Source organism: Sphingobacterium sp. UBA7625, assembly GCF_002484085.1.
Lineage (GTDB): Bacteria > Bacteroidota > Bacteroidia > Sphingobacteriales > Sphingobacteriaceae > Sphingobacterium > Sphingobacterium athyrii.
This window is the reverse complement of sequence record NZ_DLJD01000008.1, coordinates 1-22,556: the sequence shown is the minus strand read 5'-3', so window position 1 is coordinate 22,556 and position 22,556 is coordinate 1. Positions and strand designations below refer to the sequence as shown.

13 protein-coding genes are annotated in these 22,556 nt (G+C 40.7%); 9 read left to right on the top strand and 4 right to left on the bottom strand.

Translation table 11 applies throughout. The features are described from left to right. Window positions 1-1,269 carry a Gfo/Idh/MocA family oxidoreductase gene (locus B4G94_RS03515; RefSeq protein ID WP_108636219.1) on the bottom strand — a complete coding sequence of 423 codons (1,269 nt, stop codon included), beginning with the start codon at window positions 1,267-1,269 and terminating at the stop codon, window positions 1-3. A 538-nt stretch (window positions 1,270-1,807) separates the two neighbouring features. Between B4G94_RS03515 and B4G94_RS03510 the strand changes: the two genes are divergently transcribed. Beyond that, entirely contained in the window at window positions 1,808-3,955 is a 2,148-nt protein-coding gene (locus B4G94_RS03510) for a glycosyl hydrolase family 95 catalytic domain-containing protein (protein ID WP_286857202.1), read from the top strand. Between the two features lie 46 nt (window positions 3,956-4,001). After that, window positions 4,002-5,252: a glycoside hydrolase family 88 protein gene (locus B4G94_RS03505; RefSeq protein ID WP_286857200.1), complete on the top strand. Its 1,251-nt coding sequence runs from the start codon at window positions 4,002-4,004 to the stop codon at window positions 5,250-5,252. Window positions 5,253-5,337: 85 nt separating this feature from the next. Here the strand turns inward: B4G94_RS03505 and B4G94_RS03500 are convergent, their stop codons facing one another. After that, window positions 5,338-9,219 (bottom strand): hybrid sensor histidine kinase/response regulator transcription factor, encoded by a 3,882-nt coding sequence (locus B4G94_RS03500; protein ID WP_286857199.1) that lies wholly within the window; start codon window positions 9,217-9,219, stop codon window positions 5,338-5,340. Between the two features lie 141 nt (window positions 9,220-9,360). On the opposite strand from B4G94_RS03500, the gene B4G94_RS03495 reads away from it, so the two are divergent. The 7 genes from B4G94_RS03495 to B4G94_RS03465 all read left to right on the top strand — a co-directional run bounded on the left by B4G94_RS03495 (window position 9,361) and on the right by B4G94_RS03465 (window position 20,481). Then, window positions 9,361-12,639, top strand: coding sequence for a SusC/RagA family TonB-linked outer membrane protein (locus B4G94_RS03495; RefSeq protein WP_286857198.1), 3,279 nt, complete (start codon window positions 9,361-9,363; stop codon window positions 12,637-12,639). Between the two features lie 13 nt (window positions 12,640-12,652). Continuing rightward, window positions 12,653-14,413: a RagB/SusD family nutrient uptake outer membrane protein gene (locus tag B4G94_RS03490; RefSeq protein ID WP_286857180.1), complete on the top strand. Its 1,761-nt coding sequence runs from the start codon at window positions 12,653-12,655 to the stop codon at window positions 14,411-14,413. A gap of 170 nt (window positions 14,414-14,583) precedes the next feature. After that, a complete protein-coding gene (locus B4G94_RS03485) occupies window positions 14,584-15,852 on the top strand; it encodes a DUF2264 domain-containing protein (RefSeq protein WP_286857178.1) in 1,269 nt (422 codons plus the stop codon). Between the two features lie 124 nt (window positions 15,853-15,976). Further along, on the top strand, window positions 15,977-17,233 hold the full coding sequence (locus B4G94_RS03480) for a glycoside hydrolase family 88 protein (RefSeq protein WP_286857176.1): 1,257 nt from the start codon (window positions 15,977-15,979) through the stop codon (window positions 17,231-17,233). Between the two features lie 140 nt (window positions 17,234-17,373). Next, window positions 17,374-19,335, top strand: a complete 1,962-nt coding sequence (locus tag B4G94_RS03475; RefSeq protein ID WP_286857173.1) for a tetratricopeptide repeat-containing sensor histidine kinase — start codon at window positions 17,374-17,376, stop codon at window positions 19,333-19,335. After that, a complete protein-coding gene (locus B4G94_RS03470) occupies window positions 19,328-19,954 on the top strand; it encodes a response regulator (RefSeq protein WP_108636211.1) in 627 nt (208 codons plus the stop codon). Before B4G94_RS03475 ends, B4G94_RS03470 begins: the two co-directional genes overlap by 8 nt. A 110-nt stretch (window positions 19,955-20,064) precedes the next feature. Beyond that, the gene (locus B4G94_RS03465; protein ID WP_286857171.1) at window positions 20,065-20,481 is read left to right on the top strand and encodes a hypothetical protein; all 417 of its coding nucleotides are present in this window, start codon (window positions 20,065-20,067) and stop codon (window positions 20,479-20,481) included. A gap of 119 nt (window positions 20,482-20,600) precedes the next feature. Here B4G94_RS03465 and B4G94_RS03460 read toward each other — a convergent pair whose 3' ends face one another. Further along, the gene (locus tag B4G94_RS03460) at window positions 20,601-21,341 is read right to left on the bottom strand and encodes a hypothetical protein (protein ID WP_165305492.1); all 741 of its coding nucleotides are present in this window, start codon (window positions 21,339-21,341) and stop codon (window positions 20,601-20,603) included. A gap of 222 nt (window positions 21,342-21,563) precedes the next feature. Beyond that, window positions 21,564-22,181, bottom strand: coding sequence for a hypothetical protein (locus tag B4G94_RS03455; RefSeq protein WP_121124467.1), 618 nt, complete (start codon window positions 22,179-22,181; stop codon window positions 21,564-21,566). Window positions 22,182-22,556 lie beyond the last annotated feature (375 nt).

Here is a 22,556-nt window from a genome sequence, read left to right as displayed (position 1 = left end):
TTAGATGGACCAAGGACCTCTCATGGGTTGATGAATTAAACGGTTTGCCGCGTCATCGTCAATAAACTGCTCATTCTGAGAATCGTATTTCAATGAACGGTTGAGGCGTAAAGCCGCTAGACCCATATTAACTAAAGTACAGGAGCGGTGTCCATTTAATTCATTTAGTGCGAACTTTTCACGTGTCCGGACAGATTCTAAAAAGTCGGTGATCTGCGGTGCCGGTTCAGGGTATTGCGCAAGTTTTCTTTCCAGGTCTGGGATATCCGAAGCAAATCCTTTATATAATTTACCTTTTGGACCTTCGATATATGCCGCTTTTTCGTCTTTGGCCTCACCATCTAAAATGATCTGGCAACCATCCGCATAAGTAAAGGTAATGCGTCTCCATGTACCAACCGCATCTGGGTGTTGCTGTGGCGCATCGACATCAACGGTCACCGGGCTTTCGTTGTCCTTACCGAGGAAATATTGCACGGGATCCATGTAATGTTGTCCCATATCACCTAATCCACCACCATCATAATCCCAATATCCTCTAAAAGTGGTGTGTGTACGATGTTTGTTATATGGCTTATAAGGAGCGGGCCCTAGCCAAAATTCGTAATCCAGCTCAGCCGGAACTTGTTCTTCGGGTAGGTTTTCTTTTCCCACCCAATAGAATTTCCAGTCGAATCCTGTGTGCTTGCTTATTGTCACTTTCAATGGCCAGCCCAACATGCCTGTATCTACTAGTTTTTTGATTTTACTGACAGGTACATTCATTCCATAAAAATCATCTTTGAAGCGAAACCAGGTATTTAAACGGAACATATTTCCATGTTGTGCGATGGCTTCCTTGACTTTCTTACCTTCGCCGATTGTACGTGTCATCGGTTTTTCACACCAGATGTCTTTTCCGGCTTTGGCAGCTTCAATAGACATAAGACCATGCCAATGTGGTGGAGTAGCAATGTGAACGATGTCTACTTCTGGAGATTTAATAAGATCTCTGAAATCATGATATTCCTTGATACCACCACCCAAGTCCTTTTGCGCAGCTGCAAGATGGGTTGTGTCAACATCGCAGATGGCAACTGTCTTTGTTCCGGCATAGCCGAAGTGTCCACGGCCCATATTGCCGACGCCAATTACTCCTTTGGTTAGATGATCACTTGGAGCAAGATAGCCCTGGCCTCCAAGTACAAAACGTGGTACAATAGAAAATGCAGCAGCGCCTACCACTGATTTTTTAATGAAATCACGCCTTGATGAATTCTGTTCTTTCATGTTGGTTGGATTAGTTTTTTTATAATTGATCCGTTCTAGGCTGTTAATAATAACTGCAATTGGATATCGAACTTAAAAATAGATAAAAAACTGCTAAATATAAACTGATAACTAAATTTTTACGTATTGTTTCTTCTTGTTTTGTGAAAAAATAATAAAAGAATGCTTCTAAACTCATTTCTTTCGTATATAGTGTTTGGTTCTCTTGCGGAAAAAGGAAATTTAGCGACAGAATTGTTACAAAGCTGCTCCCAAATGAGTTCCCTGCTGAGGCCTAGGTTTTCAGCAATGCAGTCCGGCGCACCCAGTGGTAATATCCGAGTTTTTGACCGTTTTTGAAAGGAACGAAACGATATTTGCTCCATATTAATGCCCGAATCGTCTGCTTCGTTTGCTTTCATACTGGCGGCACCGGAAAAAAATCAGCGGATATGCTACAGGGAACCTGAGAAGGTACTTAATCGTTTTCGTAAATCAGGCTTGATTATACTTAGATAATACGGCATCTTTATGGAGCCTTGAAAAGAGGAAAACCGATATGATGAGACCGAGAAGACTATTATTAATTGTTATTTATACCCTAGCTTTACAGATGGCAGGGTTTGGGCAATTTAAGGTTGCTCCGCTCGGAAATACCATATATGAGGGTGTATTCACGGGTAATGGTCTATTGGGGACCATGACTTACCTGTCCGGGGAAAAATCAGTGCGGGTTGACATCGGCCGAACAGATGTATATGACCATCGCGCAAATTCAGCTGATAAACTATTTGACAAAGCCCGTCTGTCCCTGGGCTACTTCAATCTGGATTTGAGCTGTACGATCGAACAGGCCAAAGGGGATATCTATTTGAAGGATGCATATGCTGTGGCGACGATTGTGACTGATCAGGGACCAATCAACGTTAAGACCACAACACTTTCTAATGCTAACATTATTCTATTGGAGGTATTAAAAAAGAACTTTAAAGGAAGGTATACGCTCAATTGGATTGCCGATTCTGCAATCAGTCCGCGTATGAAATTTAGTTATACCCAGAAACCGAAGGCTTACCTTCCCAATCCAACCGGAACCGACGGACAGCAGGGCCAGATAAAATTCTATGAACAACCCTTGACAGCAGGTGGCGGTTATACGACTGCTTACTTATTGCGTTCGTCCAAAGATCTTGATACCTATGTGATCACAGTCGGCTACAGTCAGGCCGGAAAAGATTTTACCGGAAAAACACTTGACTATCTCCAAAAATTTAATGCTGGGAAGATAAATGCCAGTCTGAGGGAGCATCGTCAATGGTGGACGGACTATTTTAATGCATCTACGCTTGAATTGCCGGATCCAATCTACCAAGATTTCTATGATATGCAATTGTATAAGCTCGCGAGTGCTACGCGGTCGGATAAACCTGCCATGGATCTGCAAGGTCCTTGGACAAGCGCTACGCCTTGGCCCGCTTATTGGCTTAATCTGAATATGCAGCTTGCTTATTCACCGACTTTTAAAGCAAATCATTTGGATATTTCCAATTCCCTGATACAGATGATCGATCGGAATAAAGACAATTTACGCTTAAATGTTCCGGAGCCCTATCGTTATAATAGTATCGCCATAGGCCGATCATCGGGGCCGGATTTATGGAGCCCCGTGTTACTGCAAAAAGGCGTCGCCCTTGAAAAAACTTCTGATGGTGATAAAGAGCTTGGCAATCTGGTGTGGCTACTGCATAGCTACTATCAGTATTATCGGGCAACATTGTCGCGAGAAGTATACGATCGTCTCTTTTCACTTTTGAAGGAAGCAGTCAACTACCATTTGCATCTAATGGAAAAAGATGCAATGGGAAAATACCATATCGCTGTTAAAACTTATTCACCGGAATATGCTAAGGGATTTGCTTACAATACAAATTATGATCTGTCCATTTTAAAGTGGGGGTTAAAAACACTTCTGGAACTAGACGATGAGCGAGGGGGTAATGATCCACTTCATGCTGTATGGGAGGATGTGCTAACCCATCTGGTTGAATATCCACAAAACAGTGATGGTTTTATGATTGCCAAAGATGTACCCTATGATGAATCACATCGCCATTATTCGCATCTTATGATGATTTATCCTTTTTATGATGTGAACTGGGATCAAAGGGAGAATAGGGGATTGATCGAAAAATCCATCGCGCATTGGCAGAGCAAAAAGCAATGGCTCCAAGGTTATTCATTTACGGGGGCTGCTTCCATGTATGCGATGATGGGACGTGGCGATTCTGCTTTAGCCTCATTGGATATTTTGTTGAAGAAATATATCAAACCGAATACCTTATATGCAGAAAGTGGTCCTGTGATCGAAACCCCGCTGGCTGCGATGGCAAGTATACAGGAATTGTGCCTACAATATTGGAACGGAATATTACGCGTATTTCCGGCAGTTCCAAGTAGATGGAAAGATGTTTCGTTCAGTCACTTTTTGGCGGATGGCGGCCATTTGATTTCAGCACGACGACAAAATGGAGCCACAGTAGCCGTTGAGATTAAAAGTCAATATGGAGGATCATTAAAACTCAAGCTTGATATAGTGAACCCATCCGTTCAGATACTTGGAAAGGGACAGTACACGAAAGAAGCGGATGGGTTGATCCTATTAGAACTCGATAAAGGTGCCACAGCTGCCATCCGTGAAAATAAATAGTGCGAAGACTTAAAAATCAATAACGTAAAAAAAGGGAATATAAATAATGAGACTAGAAAAGAAAATCTTAATGATTGTATGGGCTGCTTTGGGAACAAGCAGTCTAGCCCATGGGCAAACGGAAAAATTGAAACTGTCGAAAGAGTTTATTCAGCAGCAACTTGATGGCGCTGCCAAGCAGATAAAGGTTTTGGATAAAGAAACGCCAAAGGATAAATTTCCAAAAACATTTGAAAATGGGAAGGAGTTTTTTTCGTCATCAAGTTGGTGGTGTTCGGGATTTTATCCCGGAACTTTATTTTATCTATATGAAGGAACCAAAGATCAGCAACTATTACAAAGTGCCGAAGATAAATTGACCTACCTGGAAAAGGAGAAGAACAATAAGGGTACGCATGACCTGGGCTTTATGCTGTTCTGTAGTTTTGGAAATGCCCTTCGGTTGACCGGGAATACACAGAAATACGAACCGGTTTTAACGACGGGGGCCAATTCATTGGCATCACGCTATAGCCAGAAAACAAAAACTATTCGTTCATGGGATCACGGAGCCTGGGACTATCCAGTCATTATAGACAATATGATGAACCTGGAGTTTTTGACCCAGGTCTCTAAAGTAACAGGTGATAAGAGGTATTATGATATTGCTGTCACGCATGCCGAAACGACGCTAAAAAATCATTTTCGAAAAGATTATAGTTCGTATCATGTGATTGATTATGATAAAAATACGGGCAAGGTCCGATCCAAAAAAACACATCAGGGTGCTTTTGATGAGTCTGCGTGGTCGCGTGGCCAAGGTTGGGCTTTATATGGTTACACGATGATGTACCGTGAAACAAAGAAGAAGGAATTTTTGAAGCAGGCGCAGCAGATAGCGAAATATATCCTAGACAATCCAAACTTACCCTCAGATCTGATTCCTTACTGGGACTTTGACAAGGATATAATTGCTTCATCTGATAAGATGTATCCGAATAAAGATTTAAGAGACGTATCGGCAGCAGCGTTGTATGCTTCGGCGCTATTGGAGCTTTCTCAATATACAAAAGGTACTGAATCCACAAACTACTTGGATAAAGCCGAAACGATGATCAGAAATTTATCGCAAGCGCCTTATCTGGCAGCTTACGGTCAAAATGGTGGCTATATTCTTCAACACAGTGTTGGTGCTTTACCCTTGAATTCAGAAGTGGATGTGCCTTTGACCTACGCTGACTACTATTATGTAGAAGCATTGGTGCGCTATAAGAGATTATTGGCGGGTGAGCCAATAATTAAGGAAATTGTAAAATAAATAGGTATCTCACAAAATAAAGAAGCCATATTTTAGCATAAAATATGGCTTCTTTATTTTAACTATCCCTGTTTAAAGACCGGTTTTAACCGTCTTGATCTGCGGCTGAGGTTTCTTCAGATGGGTTATGTCCGAATTGTTTCTTGAATTCTTTACTAAAATATTTTCGGTCTGAAAATCCTACGGCATAAGCGACCTCACTGATATTCATCGAAGATTTCAACAACACTCTGGCTTTATTAAGGCGGTACATCTTGACATAATTGTTGATAGAGAGATTGGATATTGCTCTGAGTTTGCGGTAGAGAATAGGCGCACTCATTCCCATGTTTCGGGATATAAAGTTAACGTCAAAATCTTCTGACTGTATATTTTCTTCGATCAGTTGATCCAATGAGGCAATAAATTGCGCATCCAGTTCATTGTCGAAATCTGTCTTTTTAACCTGAAATTCCCTGCTCTTTTTACGGCTGATTGCGATGAGATTCTGCACAGATAGAAACAATAGCCTATTGTCAAAAGGTTTGGTTAGATAGATGTTTGCTCCAAATTGTAGGGCCTGTGTCTGTGAGTCACTGTCTGTCACTGCGGTCAGCAAGATAACGGGAATATGGCTAGTTGTGATATTTGTCTTTATTGCCCGGCATAGCTGAGCTCCATTCATATAAGGCATCATTAGGTCAGACAGGATCAGGTCGGGGATGTATTCTAGCGCTTTTGTTAATGCATCTTCGCCATTGACAGCCGTGATGACGGTATAGCTGTCCTGAAACAAATGGACAATGGTATCCAGTAGTTCTCTATTGTCTTCGGCAATGAGAATGGTCTGTTGCAAAGATCTGTCCGGGGCTGTCGGAGTTGCTAAATTTGAATGATCTATTGCGGTCGTCATGGAGTCTGTAGGAGATGACACGCGGACTTTCGATAGCTTTGGCAAACGTAGGTTAAACACCGTCCATTCTCCTTTTTCATCTTTCATTGTAAAGCAACGGATCTCTCCCTGATGCTGTAGGATAATCTGTTTGGTCAACGCTAATCCGATTCCGGTACCTATGCTGTCGTTTGCCTGTTCTTCCCGATAATATTCTTCAAAGATCTTGAATTGATTATCCGTTGCAATGCCAATGCCATTATCAACGATGTTGATAATGATGCTGTCTTCACTCTCAAGGAGTTCAAGATAAACGGTGCCATTCTCGGGCGTATACTTAATGGCATTTGACAATAGATTGAACATGACCTTGTCAAATTGAACAGGGTCTATGGATTGTAATCCTACGGCATCCAATTTACGGATATAATAATTGATATGTTTATTCTGCGCAAGATCATTGAGGAGGTAAAATGTGTCTTCAATATATTCTCTGAAAGGGATATCGCTTTGTTTCAGGATGAAGTGCTTGTCATCAAATTTTTTGAAATCAAGTAGTTCGTTAACAACCCCCAATAATTTAGCAGCATTCTTTTTAATCCGTTTGATCTTAGACTGGGTGGTTGTTAAATTGGCGGTTTCGGTAATGATTTCGTCCAGAGGTGCAGTGATCAAGGTCAGCGGCGTACGGATTTCATGCGAAATTTGTGTAAAGAATTTGATTTTCTTTTCCTGTTCCCGTTCGGAATTGATCAGCATCTGGCGTTCCACAACAAACTTAATGACAAAATGCACCCCGAGGGTAAATAGTCCGGCATATAAGAGGTAGGCCCACCATGTGCGCCAGATCGGAGGTTTTATAGCGATATGTATTTGTAGCGGAGTACTGCTCCAGACGCCGTCATTATTGCTGGCATATACGGTCAGTGTGTGCCGCCCTTCGGGGATATTGGTGTATCTGATACTTGGTGTATTAGTTTCTATCCAGTCTTTATCAAAACCTTCGAGCTTATAACGATATCTATTTTTTTGTGGTTTGATAAAATTGGAACTTGAAAAATTGACCGTGATAAAATTCTCGTCATAACGTAATTGCAACTGATAGCTGTTGGACCGATCACCTTGTTGGATGCGGCCATAGTTTAATGGGGTATCTTCAAGGAATATATTTCTAAAAAGCACATTCGGTTTCTTCTGATTAAAAGTGATTTTTCGGGTGTCGATGGAAACCAGACCGTTCAGTGTAGTCACGAATAAAACGCCGGCGTCGCTGCTATAGACCTTTGCTCCTTGCATATTCTTAACGGGGAGACCATCGTACTGATTAAGGACAGTATGATACTTTGTCGTTGGGTCGAAGAAAATCAGTCCATTTTTGCTGCTAATCCAGAAATGTTTGTCGATCATCACTGGCCAGCCTAGCGTGTTGTTAGGGAAGCGTGCTATAAGGGTTAAACGATCTTTAAGATCGAAATGATATAAATCCCCGTTCGAAGTAAGCCAAATATTGCCATTGGGTGCTACATGAAATCCATTGATGTAAAGTGAGTCAACTTGCTTTATGGGTTGGACAGTAGTACTAAACGTCTTTTTCCGGAATAGCTTTCCTGATTGCAGGAAATAAATCTGTTGTTTATCATCTGCCTGTATCTCATCTATTGTATTTGCTGCGAGCGAGGAATCAAACTGTGGTGGTTTTTCCTGTTCCGTAATGTAAAGCCCCTTATTTGTACCTAAATAGATTCGTTGTGCTGGATCCACGTAAATGCTGTAAATATTGTTTTTTAGGTTTAAGAGATCCTTTTCGAGGAGATAATTTTTGGTATTACCCGATTTTAGGTCAATGATGGAGTAGCCGCCACCATATTGTGCGGCATATAATTTTTCATCCCGGACATAGAGGTCTTTTATCAGGTTTGATCGGGTCAAATTCGGTTGTGGACTGGTATTCCCCGTAATTTTATCAATTTTATTGATTCCTTCTTCTTCAGTGCCTATCCAGGCAGCATTTTTGGAAACGGCAAAACTGCCCACGATATCGCTATTCAAACGTTGATTTAATAAAGAACGTGTAGAATAGGATCGGATAGGGATCAAATCAGGATAAACTGCATTAATACCTCCAAAATATGTTCCTAGCCAGATCACATTTTGATTATCGACAAAGATATCATAAATCGAATTTTGACTGAGCGAGTTTTTGATGGATGTATTATGTTTGTAATTTGTGAAAACAGGCGACCCCTTGAAAACGGAAAGACCTTTCAACGTTCCGATTAATAGCTCCCCATTTGCGTTTCTGATGATTTTACGAATGTTATTACTCAGGAGGTTACTATTTTCTTCTCTTAAATTCTTCCAATTTCCACTGGAAAAGTTGAACAGAAATAGACCATGTAATTTTGTCCCTACCCAGAGCATGTTGTCGTTAAAATGCATTGTACTAAAGATTCGTTCCTTTAGCGGTAATACGGGGAACCCTAGGTTATGGATTTTAGATATTCGTTTGTTGTTGTATACAAATGATTCGAGACCGTTGGAACTAGCTATCGTGTACGAGTCTTGTCCTGTTTGAACTATAGTCTGCGTATGAGGACGATCTAAAATTAATTTAAAATCATAGGAGCCTGAAGCTGGAATAGCTATATATAGACCTCTATTTGTACATAAAAAGATCTGGCCTGAGAGAATTTGTATATCCGAGACAACGAGTTTTTCTATAAAAGGCTTTCCTTTCCTCAATACAGCCTTTCGTTTGTCTATGTTGAAAATAAATACTTGTGTTGCGGTAGCTATAAAAAGATCATTTTTGTCATTTATACAAATCTTATTAATATAATCCAATTTGTTGAATATGCTATCCTGAACACGAAGGTTTATAATAGTTTGTGAGTCGTAAACAAACAGATTATTCCCTCCGCCAAACCAAAGTTTTCCCTTTTTATCCTGTGCGATAGTCAAAACTGCCTGTTTATCTAATACATTTTCCTGTGTTAGTGTCTCAAAACTGAAATTCTGGCCCAAACAAGACATAAATGGGCAAAGTAGCCATGTGATAATGACCATGTTTTGGATCTGCTTTATGAGGAAATTCATAGATAAATAGCGGTTATGGTTCAAATTTAAGATTTTACCCCTTAATATTTATAAAAATCACCCTATTGAATAGTTGCACTTGCCCAATTTTGATACTGTTAAGCAACCGATTTTTAAATTATAAAACCAATTTCCTAAAGTATGGCTAAGTTTTACGCAATTGGATTGTCCGCTATGACATTATTTGCTGTTGGTGTCGCTAACGCCCAACAGAAAGTAAATGTTACAGGACAAATCAAAGACAGTCAAGGAACACCACTATCAGGTGTTACAATTCGAGAGAAGGGAGGAACACTCTCAACCTCCACAAATGGATCGGGAACCTATTCCTTGTCCGTCAGTCCCAACGCAACACTAGTAATCTCTTATGTGGGATATCAAAACCAAGAGATAACCCTCAACGGTCGCAAAGTTGTTGACTTAACGCTCGAGAACTCTAGTTCGGCGATTGATGAAGTTGTTGTTGTGGGGTATGGGCAACAGAAGAAATCCAAACTATTGGGATCTGTTGCAACTATCGATGGAAAAAAACTGGAGAGTAGGGCTGTGACGAACGTATCCTCTGCTTTGTCGGGGCTGGCCGCCGGTGTTCAGGTGAAAGTCGGTAACGGTAAGCCTGGTAGCGATGGCGCAACCATTCGCGTACGTGGTACAGGTACCATGAACAATAATGATGCTTTGGTGATTATTGACGGTATTCAGGGGGTAATGGATGCAGTAAATCCGGAAGATATTGAAACTATATCAGTATTAAAAGATGCTTCATCTGCAGCGATATATGGTGCGCGGGCAGCAAATGGTGTTATATTAATTACAACAAAAAAAGGAAAGGGCGGGCAGGCTCCGCAAATAAAATACTCAGGTTTGTTTTCCCGTACGACACCGAGTGTCAAACCTGTATTTCAAAGCGATTATCTGAAGCATATGCTTTTGTTCCAAGAAGCGGCTGAAAATATTGGCGAAAAAGGTCCTTACACCCAAAGTGCTATTGACGCTTGGACAGCAGCTAACGCAGATCCAAATGGTTTGACTGCACAGGGTATACCAAATTACGTCGCATACCCAAATACCAATTGGGGTGATTGGATTTATGAGAATGGCTGGCTTAAGAGTCATAATGTAAGTGTATTGGGGGGAAGTGATAAGATCCGATATAACCTATCTGGAAGAATACAGGATAATCCTGGTATTATGCACAACACGGGAATGAAACGATATGAAGGACGGGTCAACTTGGAAACAGATATTACGGATTTCTTAACGGTTGGTACACAGACATTTGTTGTTAAAGAAGATCGCTCTATGGCCTCGGATGCGAACCTTTATAATTATTTGCGTCAAACTACCCCGGGAATTTATCCGATGTATGATGGAAAATTTGGAGGGGCAGTGTTGAGTTCAGGCGAATCCTCTCAATTAAATAACTTATTAACATATCTTTATGATAATAAAGGAAGCAATGAACGTACGCGTTTGAATTCAACGTTATTTGCCAATATTAAACTTTGGAAGGGTTTAACTTTTGAGACTAAATTTAACTATCAGAGCCGCTTTGATGAAGTGAAAAGTTGGTCAGATCCAGCTCCACGGTATGATTTTTCTACAATGAATATCATTACTAGCCCTATTAATCTTGCGCAATCGACGACTGGACAATCCTATGAAAAAATTTATCGAAAATCCTTTGATAATGTTTTACGTTATAATACCATAATTGACAAACATTCGATTAGTGCACTAGTTGGCCACAATGAATTTTATTATAATGATTCAGGATTTAGTGCTTCAACAAAGGGTTTGATAGATGCCACTATTACAAATATTGGTACGGGAACAGAAATGAACAGCATTGGAGGATTCGAATCTGACAATTCAATGCGTTCCTTTTTCGGGCGCTTTAGCTACGACTATGATGGAAAATATTTAGCCGAATTTAGTTTACGCCGAGATGGTTCTTCAAAATTTGGTCTTGGTAAGAAATATGGTACTTTCCCTTCTGCTTCGTTAGGGTATATATTGTCCAAGGAATCATTTATGAAGGCGGTAAATCCTTATGTGCAAGATATTAAAGTTCGTGGATCATGGGGTAAACTGGGTAATGATGGAGGGGATGACCTGAACGTATATGGATGGCATGGTGTGTATGGTCAGGTAGGTTATTCCTTTAATGGAGCTCAGGCTAATGGACTAAGACTGTCTCGATTTGGAAATAATGTATTGCAATGGGAAGATTCTGAAAACAAGGAGTTGGGTTTAGAATTTGCCACGTTAAATCGTCGTGTCTTTGTGGAGTTTAATTTATATGATCGTAAAACTTCAAACATCATTCGTACAGCACAGATGCCGATTACTGCCGGTACAGCTAGCCCGCCATATTATAATCAAGCTTCTATGCGTAACAATGGTATTGAGCTCAATTTGAATTGGAGGGATAAAATTGGAGATTTCCATTACAATATAGGTGGCAACTTCGCATATAATAAAAATAGGGTTACGGAATATGAAGGTAAATTGATACAAGGGATGGTAGATGATGGATCTGGAAAAATGGTTTGGCAGACTAACTTAGGAGATGTATCTACTGGAGGGGTAAATCGTAGACTTGAAGATTATCGTTTAGATGAGTTCTACCTGCGTCAAGTGTACAAGGGTAATGGAACTTATTTTAATGCAGATGGCTCGGTTAATATCAATGGTGGACCAACAACAGGAATGATCCGAACAGATAAGGATTATGAATGGGCAAAAGCAATGAAAGCTGCAGGTTATTCCTTTTTATCTTCCTCACAAGCTATTGGCGATAGCTATGGTACGACCAGAATGTATTATGGTGATTTGATTTATGCTGATTTAAATGGGGATGGTATTTATGGAAATACTGCAGATCAATATTTTACCGGAACGTCTACAAGTCCCAAATACATTTATGGTTTCAATTTAGGATTTTCGTATAAAGGATTTGATATGTCTATGATTTGGGCAGGAGAAGCAGGTGGCCAGTATTATTGGACTGACCATGGCTATAATAGCAACATTTTAATAAATGGAAACCAAGTGACAACACGAGTCGCTGAAAATCATTATTTCTATAATCCGGCAGCGCCCGATGATCCACGCACTAATCAAAATGGCTATCTACCAAGATTAAAACTAGGCACCTCTGCTGAGAATATAAATAATCAATCAAGTGATTATTGGTTGTATAATGCAAATTTCTTAAAGCTTAGAAATCTACAAGTAGGTTATACGGTTGACAAGAGATTGACTGAAAAAATCAAAGTGCGTAGTTTAAGGGTGTTTTTCTCAGGCGAGAATCTACTGATGTTTACAGACTTTCCAGGGTTAGATCCAGAAGTTGGGGCGGGTGCAGAATATCCAACAATGAAACAGTTTGCTTTTGGTTTGAATATTGGATTCTAAAAATAGAAAGATCATGAAAAATAATATAAAAAAATATAATTTGTGGAGTAAAAAAATATTGCTTGGCTTAACTCTCGGTTCAGCAACATTATTTTCCGCTTGTCAGAAGGATTTATTGGATACCGTACCGAAAACACAGGTATTGACCAATAATATGTGGCTAACAGAAAATCTTACAGACCAAGGTGTGAATGGTGTATATCAAGGTTTGCGCCTCGGTCAGATGCTATATATATATGATACCTATGTCACCCTACAAGGTAGAGACAATTCAACCCTGATGAATGCGACTGCAACAAGTTCATCGGGTATTTTCTCCTCCACTTGGCAAAATTTATATGAGGGGGTTCACCGTAGTAATAATGCGATCTATGGTATAACCAATGTGTCACCTCTCGAAGCAGAAAAGAAAGCAAGACTACTTGCAGAAGTCAAATTTTTGCGAGCTTTCTATTATTATCGTTTAAATCAGCTGTATAAAGGAGTACCTATTTATACTGAGCCAATCGAGTGGGATAAGGTGGATAAACCAAGGAGTACAGAAAAAGAAGTCTGGGACTTGATTATTAAAGACCTGACGGATTGTATCAACGAACCTTTATTGCCAAATCGTTATGATAAAGGAAAGGCCGAGTTTGGGCGAGTGACTAAATCTGCAGCACATGCGCTTCGTGGTAAGGTGTATATGTATACGCAAGAATGGGCAAAAGCTATTGCAGACTTTGAGCAAGTCAAAAATATGGGACATACCTTATTTGGTAATTATGCCGATCTTTTTAAAGGAACTAACGAACAGAGCCCTGAAATTATATTCAGTATTCAAAATATAGCTTTGGCTGGGTATGGCTCCGATTATCAATTCAGATTTGGATCACGATCAGCTTTTGGATCCAATTGGAACACCTATTTGGTACATCCTGATGCAGTAGATCGCTATCAGCGTAAAGACGGATCTAAGTTTAATTGGGACGATTACCTGCCAGGTTATAATCAGATGGCACCGGGCCAAAGGGAGGTGTTTTTCTTAAGGAATAATTTGACCCCCGCTGAAATATCGAACATTGAAAAACGGACTACAAATAAGCTTGATATGTCTTTGTATTTGCCTACAGGTAATGAAGAACGTCTTAAGAAAGCTTATGAAGATAGAGATCCTAGGTTAGTAAGCAATGTGATTTTACCTTATTCTACTTTTGTAGGAGCAAATGGTGCGACAGACCAAACGTTTACCTCTAGGTGGCCGTATAGGCAAGAATTTGGAGGTGTGTTTGACCTGAGAACAGATATTGTCCCTAATTTTTACTATTACCCACGTAAATTTGTTTATGAGGGAGCTAACCCAGGTATTCCCAATAGAGAGGCAGGCGCTTATGATTATATTGTGATGCGATATGCAGATATCCTTTTATTATGGGCAGAAGCACTGAATGAAGCGAAAAAGCCTGGTGAAGCTGTGTTAAAAGTAAATGAGGTAAGAAAGCGTGCCGGAGTTGGAGAATTGCCATTAGGAATAGGTGAACAGGATCTCAGAAAAGAAATTCGTGAAGAACGCCGCCGTGAATTGATTTGTGAAGGTATTATCTACTTTGATGAGCTGCGTTGGAAAACATTGAAAGAAACATCGTTTTATACAGGAAATGGTATTAGACAGACATGGGGAGGAGTTGTTTCACCGTATGACTGGCGAGGTGATCAACTTTATACATGGCCGATCCCACAAGTGGAACGGGAACGAAACACATCTCTAACACAAAATCCTGGTTGGGATGATTAAAAAGTAGAGAAAGACTTTTATTCTTGTGTAAAGAAGTTGTTATCAATCGCTCGTGCAATCGTTTGTTAGGGCGATTGATTCTTTTTAGTTTGTTTTTTTGTATTAAAATAAAGATTTTTAATGTTTTGTGAGGCTGTATTGAGCACACGTTTATTTATAAACCATTATCGATGAAGAGAAGATCTGTATTAAAATTGTTAGGTGGTGCTGGCGTTGGTGCATTGACGGCCTCGTTGCCGATGGGCGCGAAGGCAGGTGTTTTACCTGATGAAAGTATAAGCTATACGGGGAATGACCGTGCTTATTGGGTTTCAATAATCAGTAAGATGGCTACACCAATATTGGATAATATCAGTAAGCAGCAATGGCGTAAAAAGATGCCGATGGAGGTAAGCCCCACTTTTGACAGTAGAGATCCGGGGGTTGGTTACCTCGAAGCCTTCGGTCGATTGCTAGCAGGTATGGCACCTTGGCTGGCTTTAGCGGATGACAGCTCCGAGGAAGGTAAACTGCGTAAGAAATTACGTGATCAAGCTTTATTGGGGATTCAATATGGTGTAGATCCTAAATCTCCGGATTATTTTACATGGCGAGGTCCTTCATCGCAAACGTTGGTAGATGCAGCACATCTCGCCCTTGCGTTCCTAAGAGCTCCCAAGGCACTTTGGGAACCATTGGATCAGGTAACAAAGAAAAGGGTTGTCGAAGAATTTAAACTGCTACGTAAGATTAAACCTAATGAAAGTAACTGGTTGCTTTTTGCTGCAATGACCGAAACTTTCTTATATAGCACTGGCGAAGAATGTGCGCGTGAGAAAATAGACTATGCGGTCAATAAATTTGATCAGGAATGGTATGTTGGTGATGGCTGGTATAGTGATGGGGCACGTTTTAGCTTTGACCATTATAATGGCTACGTGATCCATTGCATGCAGGTCGAATCACTTCGTCATAATATTTCTGCGGGTGGAAAATACAAGGAAATGTATGAACGTGCCTATAAACGAATGCAGCGTTATGCACATCATTTGGAACGGATGATATCGCCTGAAGGACACTATGTGGTCGTTGGGCGGTCCTCTACCTATAAGAATGCGGCCTTTCAGCCTTTGGCAGCAGTAGCTTTAGAGGATAAACTGCCGGAAGATATCTCAAAAGGTCAGGTGAGGGCGGCCCTTACGGCGGTACTCAGACACATCTATATTGACAAAACTTTCGCTCCGTCGGGATGGCTTCGTATGGGGGTGGTTGGAGACCAACAGTCAAATTTGGCTGACTATTATACCAACGCCGGATCAATGTATGTGGCATCGCTGTCGTTCCTGCCACTAGGATTACCGGCTACGGATGAGTTTTGGACATGCGCCCCTCAGAAATGGACCTCACAGAAATGCTGGAATGCGGAACAGTTTCCGAAAGATTATTATGTCAGTTACTAAGACCTTGTTCTTTGATCTATAGATAACAAAAATACTGAAAAATTGAAACTCGTGTTGAGCTCTTAAGCTTGTCTAAGTAAAATCTCAATACTCAATACTCATATCTCAATACTAAATACTAATAATGAAGATACAACACTATATTACAGGAGCTTTAATGATTGGGCTTGGCGTACAAGCAATATCATGTTCTAGTCAGAAAAATATAACAACAGCCAAATTGGGACTGAACAAGGAATTTGTTCAAACCAATCTTGAAGATGCGCGTAAACAGATTACCTATCTAGCTTCGTCCATACAGGAATCGGATATTCCCACCACTTTTAAAGACGGGAAATATGTCAATTGGGGCTCTAGCTGGTGGTGTTCCGGATTTTATCCGGGTACAGTGCTCTATCTTTATGAATATACAAAAGATGAGAAGTTGTTGGATGAGGCAAAACGAAAATTAAAATATTTAGAAAAGGAGAAAAACAATAAAGGAACACATGATCTTGGGTTTATGCTGTATTGTAGTTTTGGTAATGCGCTACGATTGACTAGAGATTCTACCGCATACAAAGAAGTGTTAAGTACTGGAGCTGCTTCATTGGCGACACGTTTTCACACAGTTCCCAAAACAATTCGCTCATGGGATGGACAGCCATGGACTTATCCTGTTATTATTGACAATATGATGAATTTGGAGTTTTTGACAGAAGTCTCCAAGATGACAGGCGATAAACGATACAGAGATATTGCTGTAACACATGCCAACACAACCATGACCAATCATTACAGAAAAGACTATAGTTCTTACCACGTAGTTGATTACAATCCAGAAAATGGAAGCATAATTTCGAGAAAAACAGCACAGGGTGCCTTTGATGAGTCTGCATGGGCAAGGGGACAAGCTTGGGGATTATATGGATACACAATGATGTACCGTGAAACTGGTGATAAGAATTATCTCGAGCAAGCACAGCATATTGCCAAGTTTTACCTTAATCATCCCAATCTTCCAAAGGATCTGATTCCGTATTGGGATATGGATCAAAACAAATTGACCAAGGAAAGTAAGTATTATAATCAAAAGGATCTACGTGATGTTTCTACCGCTGCGGTTACCGCTTCTGCATTGTTGGAATTGGCACAATATACAAAAGGTAGTGAAAGTCAGTTGTACATTTCCAAAGCTGAGCAGATGTTAAAGTCACTTTCTTCGAAACCTTACAAAGCAGATTACAAAGAAGCCGGTGGTTACATACTGAAACATAGTGTCGGTTCTATTCCGCATAAAACTGAGGTAGATGTACCGTTGACTTATGCTGATTACTATTATGTAGAGGCACTGATCAGATATGACCGAATGCTCAATGGCGAAAAAGTGATCAAACAATAGAAGGATATGAGTAAAATATTATATAACTATAAATGATGAGTTAGTTGTATTAAATGTCGTAGGAAAACAACAATATATTATCTTTTTTTTGCATTTTGTGTGATAGAAATAGACCAATCTGTCAATATCAAGCTGAATAGATGAAAAAACTTATTTTTCTTATGATACTGCTGTGCAGCATGCTTTTATCTGCTTTTGCATTACAGCAGAGTGGGCCCTCTAACAGTTTCATTGACAGTCTACGGAATGTATTCAATACCGTTAAGAATGATAGTCTGAGAGCGAGAACGGCTCTTTTGATCGCGAATCAGTCGATGTTCGAAAAAAAAGATTCAGTCACTGCTCTACGCTATTTGGGCGAAGCACAAAAATTATGTGCAAAGCAGTCATACCTGAAGGCTTTATATACATACTATCGGGCCTCACATATTTTTATGACCGCGGGGGAGACCAATGAATGTCAGCAGCTTTACAGGCAGGCTGCGGTTATGCTGGAGAAATTTAATACCCGGGAAGCTTATGAATTTTGGGTGAAAGCCTGGTGGAATTACGCGATGATCATTGATCATAAAGATGATCGGAAAAGCATGGTACAGATCCAGATTGATAAAATAATTCCCGCAGCGATCAAACAGAAGGATTATAATCAGGCTGCAAAATCCTACCAGGCGATTGGCTCCGCTCTGAAGGAAATCGGCGATACAGAAAAAGGTATCTATTATTTTAAAAAGGGACTTGAACTCTATGAGAAATACCCTCTTTCTAAAGAGAGACATGCAATATCATTATTAAACTTAGCGCGTGAATATGTTGAATCGCGCGAACTTAATCTGGCAAAATCCTATCTGTTAAAATCAGAGCAAATTTTAGATACGCTAAAGGAGTCTTTGGCGCATCTGAATTATGGTGAAACAGCCAGTATGTATTATTGCGCAATGAATGATTTTCCGAAAGCGCTTCAGGTTGTCGAAAAAGCGCTGAAAATTGCGGAACGGCTAAATATGCCTTATGAGATTGGCATGATGCATTATCAGAAGTTTAATATCTTTTATAGTTTGGGAAAATATGAACTTGCATTGAAGGAGCTTAAGATTGTCATGCGGGACATGCCTTATGATATGACAAGTAACATGCAACAAATTGCCAAAGATTTGTCTAATACCTATGTCAAATTAAACGATTACCCAAATGCTTATAAATGGCTTGGGAAACATGTTGCTATTAAAGACAGCTTGGCACAAGCGGCTTATAAAAGTGAAATAGCTGGCCTGGAGACCAGATTTAGAACAGCTGAGAAGAACGAGAAAATCATGAGACTGGAGTTTGAACAGAGGCAGACTGTACTTCAACAGAAAAACCAGCGTTTATATAATTATATATTGGGTATATTTTCTTTGGTCTTGCTGTTGTTGCTCGGTTTGTCTGTCTATTTATATCGTCAGCACAGGAGGAGGGCACAACGCGACCTGGAACTGTTGGCACAGCAGCAAGAACTTCAAGTGACCAAAGCGCTCTTGGAAGGGGAGGAACAGGAACGTCATCGGGTTGCCCGTGATTTGCATGATGGCCTTGGTGGGCATTTGACTGCTATGAGACTGCAAATATCTTCCGAGGGGAATCAGCCCGTATTGGATGGGATAAAATCTCAGCTGGATCAGATGATCTCAGATGTCAGACTGATCGCACATAATATGATGCCTGAAAACTTATCACGCTCGGGGCTATTGGTTGCCCTTGAAGATCTCTGTACTTTGATGCAGCATGGCACTGCTGTCATTGAGCTACAGTGCAACGGCCTCTCCAGCACTATCGCGGAGAATATGCAGTTGAATATTTACCGTATTATTCAGGAGCTGATCAATAATGCCATTCGACACGGGAACGCAGATCAAATTATCGTGCAATGTCTGCAAAATGAGCGAGGCTTTTTGATCGGTGTGGATGACAATGGCAAAGGATTTGACGTGGGGGAGATTGTGAAAGCTAAACGGGGAATGGGACTTAAGAATGTACAAATGAGAGTAGCATATTTAAATGGAAAAATGAATATCTCGTCACAGCCAGGGGCGGGAACAAGTGTCAATATTGAAATCAATGTCTGAGGAGCAAAAAACATTGGCTATCTTGGATGATCATCCAATTGCCATCGAAGGAATCAAATCATTTTTAAAAGAAAATCTGTCATACGGCAGGGTGCTTGGATTTTCACTGGGTCGGGCCCTGACCGATTTTTTGAAGCAGGATCAGATAGACCTGCTCTTATTGGATATTGCCCTGCCCGATACGAATGGTATCGATCTGTGCGGCGAACTCAAAAGGAACTATCCCGAGCTTATCATCGTTGGGTTTAGTAATCATATGGCGCGCAATAGCATCCTGCAGATGCTTGCCAATGGTGCTGCAGGATATATCCTGAAAAGTGCCGATGCAGAGGAAATTATAACCTGTATTCAGAAAGTTTCTCAAGGCAGTATGGGCTTATGTGGGGCAACGCAACGGCTCATAGCCGCCGCACCATCCCGACAACTGCCTTCACTGACAATGCGCGAGAAACAGGTTTTGCAGTTACTGGCAGAAGGAAAAACTAGTGCGCAAATTGCCGAAAAACTATTCCTGAGCCCATTGACAGTGGATACTTACCGAAAAAATCTGATTCAGAAATTTGCCGTAAAAAATACTGCAGAACTGTTGACAATACTATTTAAGGAAAATTTACTCTAGACGCTTGTTTGTAATGACTACCCTAAAATTGGGAGGGTAAATTACCCTATTTCGTGGTATTGTTCGACCTCCAGCGTATATCTACTTTTGTTTATATAGATATGCAAAAGATGAAAACTATTAACAAAAACCTAATGATCCTTTGCCTAGCGGCAATTGTGTCAATGATCTTTGTCGGATGTAGCAAAGACAAGAATGAACCTATCGTTTCGGGAAAAATAGATGGCATTGTAGGCTCTTTTAAAGGAAAGATGGTCATCGGCGGTGATGCTGAATATTTTAATGCGATTGTCAATGTTACCAAGGTGGATGATGGCAAAGTGAAAGCGACAGTGAAGACAGGCGAGGCCTATAGTAGAGCTACGGCTAAAACATTCCCTGTACAGAACGTCTCAAATATCCATATTTCCGGTCAGGGACCCATGGGGTCAATTACCTATAAACTTGATGATAAGAATATTCAAATTAGCACAGAGTCTGAAGCTAGCAGTGATGTAGAATTTTATTTTGAGGGAACAAAGCAATAATCACTTTCGTTAGAAATTCAACAAAAAAAAATCACGGTCCAACTAATTGGAATGTGATTTTTTTTGTTTTATCCAGTACTGGATTGAATTTCCTGGGAATATTACGTTCAATAAGAAGCCTATTTCAGATTTTTATTCAGTTCATCCAGTCCTTTGTTGACAATCTCGGTCCTTCTGTAACATTCTTCCGATCTGGCCTGAAGCGCGTTGAAGGAGGCAAATAGAACCTGTCCGTAGTCGTTGTACCTATCCTGCAGTTCGATGACTTGGGACAAAGCCTCTTTAAATTCCTCCTGGTCACGGTCCAGGGAAACAATATCGACCTGAGCCTCTAGATAATTGCTATAGATCTGTTGGATATCGTCCCAGAGCTGTTCGTCGATCCAGCTTTCTTTTTCATAGATCATCTCAAAATGGGCATTAAACCATCGGTATGCTTCGGAAACCTCATCGTGGAGATCCTGTATCCGCTGGTTGTGGTAGATTGCCCCCTTAAAGAACTCTCCGATATTGATGTTGATTTCGGCGCCGTCATCATGTTCGTCGAAAGGGAGGACGGAAGGCGCTTTGATCTTAAGCATGACTTCCAATATATCGAGGTCCTGCTCAATGGGCAGCAATAGATATTCAAGTTCGGCTACTTCATAATCAATCTCTTCCAGAATCCGATATTGCTCTTTGAGTGTTTGAAGCATATCCCAGGTGAGGTCGTGCATGAGGTAGTGGGCATCAAGGCCTTTTTTTTCAAAATCTGACCGGGGCTTATCAAGGTCAAAGCGGAGGACAATTGGCCTTAGCTGGTGTTCTCTGACGATTTCTTTCATAATTGTAGTGGTATGGATATCTGGAATTACCGCCATTTTAACTGTTTCGACCGGTCTTTTTTTAGTCCTTCCCGCATCAAGATAGAAAATGGCGGTGTTTTTTCCAAATCTGTTTTTTTTTGTTCGCGTAGTCTATACGCTCATATCTGTTGATTTATACCTCCGCTAAGGGAAGTTCATAGTTGTTCAGGAAAATGCGGCTTCCTCAAGTCTTTTGCGAGTCAGGCCGGAGGAAGCCGGCGATGTAGGGCCTAGCGACTACAGTACAAAGCTGCTGGTCACATCGCTATAGTTTGGCGTCGGATCAATGCCGATATAGGTGACCCTAAATTCATATTCCCTGAATGTTTCCAGGCCCTCAATGATACAGGTGCTTTTTGAGCTGAGCTGGGATGTCCATTCCAGTTCGCTTCCTTTGTGTCTGTACTGGTATTGGTACATTCTCGCTCCGGGCCAGGCATCTGTTTTTAGGGTAATCCGTCCACTGCCTACATGGCTTGGTTCGGCAACGGGGCGCTGTGCCTTTCGCACCAGGCCAGCATAAGAGGAGCTTGTTTTTTTGATATTGAAACCGGCCGCCAGTACAATCGTGTCGTCGTTGCCTGCGATGGTATCCACATATTTGCCGAGCTCTTTAAGGACGTAGACCAGTTCCTCTCTTTTTTGTTTACGGACCATAATTGCCCTGGTATCTCTGTAAGCCGCCTCAGTTGCGGAGTTGCGGAATGCGGCGAGTGCGGATTCCAATACTGTCAATGAGGGTACCGGTGTTGGGAACAAGATAGCTTCCTGGGCCATCTTCGTGGCGATCTGCTCCGCAAACTGCATTAATTGTACATCAGTCTGGTCTTTTTCGTTAATTGTTAATTGACTCATAATTTTTAAATGTTAAAAGTTTAAAATAAATTATTGTGCTAGCAACGATACAAACATACGACAGTGGAGAGGACGTGGAGGGGGTAAAATTGTCCCAAAATGCAAAAAGCTGAAAATTCTTTTTGGCGGAATTTTACCCCTAATAATTATTGATTTGGAATAAGTATTTTCTTGTAAACTGTGTTTGGATGGCGTAGAGGTTGATTTTAGATGGTCTGGTTGGCTAGCCTGAACTTAAGGGAAAAGTTTGTCCCCCTGAGGGGAAAGTAAATTCCCCTAGGAATTTTTTGCAATCCCTTAAGGGAAAAGTTTGTCCCCCTGAGGGAAAATCAAATTCCCCTAGGAATTTTTTGGAATCCCTTAAGGGAAAAGTTT